At 67.0% G+C, this 4703-nt stretch carries 4 protein-coding genes, 1 tRNA gene and 1 pseudogene; 2 read left to right on the top strand and 4 right to left on the bottom strand.

Annotation, left to right across the window (positions count from 1 at the left end):
* Positions 1-1646: ATP-binding cassette domain-containing protein (locus tag E4L98_RS12925; RefSeq protein WP_135201964.1), on the bottom strand; the 1646-nt coding region annotated here is incomplete at its 3' end.
* 89 nt (positions 1647-1735) lie between these two features.
* On the opposite strand from E4L98_RS12925, the gene E4L98_RS12920 reads away from it, so the two are divergent.
* Positions 1736-2476: a hypothetical protein gene (locus E4L98_RS12920; RefSeq protein WP_229257380.1), complete on the top strand. Its 741-nt coding sequence runs from the start codon at positions 1736-1738 to the stop codon at positions 2474-2476.
* A gap of 19 nt (positions 2477-2495) precedes the next feature.
* Here E4L98_RS12920 and E4L98_RS31280 read toward each other — a convergent pair.
* Positions 2496-2591, bottom strand: a pseudogene (locus E4L98_RS31280) (PEP-CTERM sorting domain-containing protein); the annotation flags it as partial.
* 624 nt (positions 2592-3215) lie between these two features.
* Here E4L98_RS31280 and E4L98_RS12910 point away from each other — a divergent pair.
* Positions 3216-3290 (top strand) — tRNA-Arg (locus tag E4L98_RS12910).
* Here the strand turns inward: E4L98_RS12910 and E4L98_RS12905 are convergent.
* Together E4L98_RS12905 and E4L98_RS12900 are read right to left on the bottom strand one after the other, a co-directional pair.
* Positions 3250-3669 (bottom strand): RidA family protein, encoded by a 420-nt coding sequence (locus E4L98_RS12905; protein ID WP_135201965.1) that lies wholly within the window; start codon positions 3667-3669, stop codon positions 3250-3252. The two genes, E4L98_RS12910 and E4L98_RS12905, sit on opposite strands and share 41 nt — an antisense overlap.
* Positions 3669-4703: acyl-CoA dehydrogenase family protein (locus tag E4L98_RS12900; protein ID WP_135201961.1), on the bottom strand; the 1035-nt coding region annotated here is incomplete at its 5' end. The genes E4L98_RS12900 and E4L98_RS12905, both read right to left, overlap by 1 nt.

The following is a 4703-nucleotide window of genomic DNA, read 5'->3' as shown; positions in this document are numbered from 1 at the left end:
GTGAAGTCCGCGGTCATGCTGATGGCGACCGGTCGCGCCGGCGCGGCCTGCGGCTCGCGCACCCGTTCCCAGTCGCTGTAGCCGCCGACAAATTCGCGCCAGCGGCCCTCGCCTTCGGCCACGATCACCTGGGTGACCACATTGTCGAGGAAGGTACGGTCGTGGCTGACCAGGAACACGGTGCCGCTGTAGTCTTCCAACAACTCTTCCAGCAGTTCCAGGGTGTCGATGTCGAGGTCGTTGGTCGGTTCGTCCAGCACCAGGCAGTTGGCCGGTTTGGCGAACAGGCGCGCCAGCAGCAGGCGGTTGCGTTCGCCGCCGGACAGCGATTTCACCGGCGAGCGCGCGCGCTCGGGGGCGAACAGGAAATCGCCGAGGTAGCTCATCACATGCTTTTTCTGGCCATTGATTTCGACCCAGTCGCTGCCGGGCGAGATGGTGTCGGCCAGGCTGGCATCCTCGTTCAACTGGGCGCGCATCTGGTCGAAATACGCCACCGCCAGCTTGGTGCCCAGCTTGGCGACGCCGCCGTCGGGCGCCAGCTCGCCGAGGATCAGCTTGAGCAGGGTGCTCTTGCCGGCGCCGTTCGGCCCGATCAGGCCGATCTTGTCGCCGCGCAGGATGGTGGCGCTGAAGTTGCGCACGATGGCCTTGTCGCCGAACGCCTTGCTGATGTTGTCCAGCTCGGCCACGATCTTGCCGGAGCGTTCGCCGGTGCTCAGCTCCAGCCGCACTTGGCCGTGCTGGTCGCGGCGCGCCACGCGCTGTTCGCGCAGCCGCTCCAGCCGTCGCACGCGGCCCTCGTTGCGGGTGCGGCGCGCCTCCACGCCCTTGCGGATCCACACCTCCTCCTGCGCCAGCACCTTGTCGAACTTGGCGTTCTCCACCTCCTCGATGGCCAGCTGCTCGGCCTTGCGCGTCTGGTAGGCCGAAAAATTGCCCGGATACGATTGCAGGCGGCCGCGATCGAGCTCGATGATGCGGGTGGCGACGTTGTCGAGGAAGGAACGGTCGTGGGTGATGAACAGCACGCTGCCCTTGAAGTCGCGCAACAGTCCCTCCAGCCACTGGATCGAAGTGAAGTCGAGGTGGTTGGTTGGTTCGTCCAGCAACAGCACGTCGGGCGCCGACACCAGCGCGCGCGCCAGCGCCACGCGCTTCTGCATGCCGCCCGACAGGGTCTTCATCAGCATGCTGCCGGTGATGTTCAGGCGGTTCAACACGGTTTCGACCTTGTTGCTCAGGCTCCAGGCGTCGGCCGCGTCCAGCTGGACCTGGATCTCGTGCATGCGCTCCATCACTTGCTCGTCGTTGCCCTGGCCGAACTGGCCGGTCAGCGCATCGTATTCCTTGAGCAGGGCCGGCAGCGCACCCAGTCCGGCGGCCACCGCGTCGTGCACGCTCATCTCCGGGTCGAACACCGGTTCCTGCTCGACGTAGGCGATGTGCACGCCCTGCTGCATGACCAGCAGACCGTCGTCCAGCTTGAAGCGGCCCGAAATAATCTTCAGCAGCGAGGACTTGCCGGTGCCGTTGCGGCCGATGATGCCGACCCGCTCGCCGGTCTCCAGCGAGAATTCGGCATGATCGAGCAAGGCCACGTGGCCAAACGCCAGTTGGGCGTCGGAGAGGGAGATAACAGCCATAAGGAGGGTGCCGCCAGAAAGAATGGGAAGGCGGTATTGTACCGACTCCCCGGGCCGGCCGGCGATTTTCCGTGGCCGGCGGCGACGCCATGCGCTACACTGCGCTCATGCGATCCCGTCCGCCGTTCCCGCCGCGCCAGCGCGGCGCCGCCCTGTTGCTGCTGGTCGCCGTGCTGGGCATGGCCGGCGCCGCGCTGCTGATGTCGGCCTACCGGCCGGCCGGCGACGACCTGCGGCACGAACAGCGCACCCAGCGCCAGCTGGCCGCGGCGCGCGAAGCGCTGCTGGGCTATGCCGCCCAGTACGGCCGGCTGCCGCGCCCGGCGGCATCCGCCATCGACGGCACCGAAAGCGCACAACCGTGCGAACGCGCCGACAGCTGCAGCGGTTTCATTCCATGGGTGACCCTCGGCATCGAGGGGACGGACAGCTGGGGCAAACTGCTGCGCTACAGCGTCACGCCGGCATTCACTGCCGCGCCCATCCTGCCGTTGACGCCGGGCGACCGCCAGGTGCTGGGCCGCAACCGCCGCGGCGAGTATATCGAACTGGCCGGGCGCCGGCCCTGCGAACTGTACGCGCAATGCCCGCCGGCGGTGATTTACTCCAGCGGCAAGAACAACCTCGGCACCAGCAGCCAGGGCGTCGCCCAGGCCGCCGGGGTCGGCACCGATCTCGACGAGCGCAGCAACGACGTCGCGGTAAGCCAGTTCATCAGCCGTGCGCGCAGCGACGATCCGCGCAGCGCCGGCGGCGAATTCGACGATCTGGTGGTCTGGCTGCCGATCCAGCAAGTGAACGCCCGCCTGCGCGCCACCAGGGCGCACTGAGCGGACGCGGCGGGCGCGATTACTGCTTGCGCGCGCGGCGGGTCACCGCGCCCACCAGGGCCAGGCCGGCCAGCAGCATGGCATAGGTATCGGCTTCCGGCACCAGCGACACACTGGCCACGCGCACGAAGAACTGGCTCTGCGGCGCGCTGAATTCGATCGAGTGCACACCGGCCACCGATTGGGTCAGCGTCGAGAACTGGTCGGTATCGCCCAGATAGATGGAGCCGGTTGACAGCACGTTACCGTTGATGTCCTTGAAGGTCAGCGTCAGGTTCGGATGATCCTCCGGAAACGGGAAGGTCGAATTGTAACCATTCCACGGACGGCCGTTCAGGCTGATGCCACTGAAGTCAAAGGTGCCCGGATCATAGGTCAAGGTGCTGACGCCACCGTCGTAAAAGCTGACGAAAGGAGCGTCGAACAGCGTCGTCCAGTGGCCGCCGTAGGTGAAGTCGCCGACGGTGCCGCCGGTGAAGCCTGGCGGCGTGTCGAGTTTGACCGTCGAGGCCTGTGCGCCAGCCGACAGGCCGACAGCCAACATAAAGAGTGCGAAATATTTTTTCATTGCGAGACGCTCCGGGGAAGCCAAAAAGTGGCGCTTGAGACAATACAGCGGCTCAAGAATACTGCATCAATAACTTTAAGTAAATATTTTTTCTTAAGTCACACAGCGGTGCCCGATCGGGTTCCCCGCTTCGCCCCGGAGCCGTTATAATGCGCTGCGTTGCGCAGAGTCCTCCCCGTAGTACAATGGATAGTACACATGCCTCCTAAGCGTGGGATACTGGTTCGATTCCAGTCGGGGGGACCACCGCCGTCACTTCAATTTCCACCCGCGCGCGGTCTTCGACCAGGCCCGCCACCTGTACCGCTGTCATGGCGGGATAATGGGCGCCGATGATGTCGCGGTAGACATGGCCGATCTCCTTCCAGGCCGCCACATATTCCTGCTTGTCCACCACGTACCACGTCATGCGCGCAATGTGCGCCGGCCTGGCCCCGGCTTCGGCCAGCACCGCCACGATGTTGTGCAGCGCCTGGCGCACCTGGCCGGCGAAATCGTCGGTGTGGAACACGCCGTCGGCGTCCCAGCCGATCATGCCGCTGACGAACACCATGCGGCCGCTGGCGGCGATGCCGTTCGAGTAGCCGCGCGGACGCGCCCAGCCTGGCGGTTGCAGGATTTCCATCATGTCTCCTTCAGCAGTTCGCGCGCGATGATCAGCTGTTGCACCTCGCTGGCGCCTTCGTAGATGCGCAACGCGCGGATTTCGCGGTACAGGCTTTCCACCGTCTGCCCGCTGACCACCCCCAGGCCGCCGAACAGCTGCAGCGCAGCGTCGATCACCTGCTGCGCGGTTTCGGTGGCGTGCAGCTTGGCCATGGCCGCCTCCTTGGTCACTTTCTGGCCCTGGTCGCGCCGCCAGGCGGCGCGGTAGGTCAGCAGCGCCGCGCTGTCGATGCCGGTCGCCATGTCGGCCAGCCTGGCCTGCGTCAGCTGAAAGTCGGCCAGCACCTGGCCGAACATCCGCCGGCTGCGCGCGCGCGCCAATCCTTCATCCAGCGCGCGGCGCGCGAAGCCCAGCGCCGCCGCCGCCACCGAGGTGCGGAACACGTCCAGCGTCGCCATCGCCACCTTGAAGCCCTGCCCCGCCTCGCCCAGGCGCCTGGCGGCCGGCACACGGCACTGCGTGAACTGCAGCCGCGCCAGCGGATGCGGCGCGATCACGTCGATGCGCTCGGCGATGCCGAAGCCAGGCGTGTCCGCATCGACGATGAAGGCGCTGATGCCGCGCGCGCCGGGCTGCTCGCCGGTGCGCGCGAACACCACGTAGAAATCGGCGATGCCGCCGTTGGAAATCCAGGTCTTTTCGCCATCGAGCACGTAATGGTCGCCGTCGCGCAGCGCCGCGCACTGCATGGCGGCGACGTCGGAACCGGCCTGCGGCTCGGACAGCGCGAACGCGGCAATCGCTTCGCCGCGCGCCACCCGCGGCAGGTAGTCCGCGCGATCGGCGGCGCTGCCGAACAGGCTGATGGCGCCGGCGCCCAGCCCCTGCATGGCAAACGCGAAATCGGCCAGGCCGTGATGCCGCGCCAGCGTTTCGCGGATCAGGCAGATCGCGCGCGTGTCGATGGCGTCGTGCGCGCCGCCGTGCGCCGTGCCGGCAATCGCGTGGCGCAGCCAGCCGCCCTCGCCCAGCTGCCGCACCAGCTGGGCGAG

The sequence above is a fragment of the Duganella callida genome, from assembly GCF_004614165.1.
Taxonomy (GTDB): Bacteria; Pseudomonadota; Gammaproteobacteria; order Burkholderiales; family Burkholderiaceae_D; genus Rugamonas; species Rugamonas callida.
This window is presented reverse-complemented; position numbering and strand designations above follow the sequence as displayed.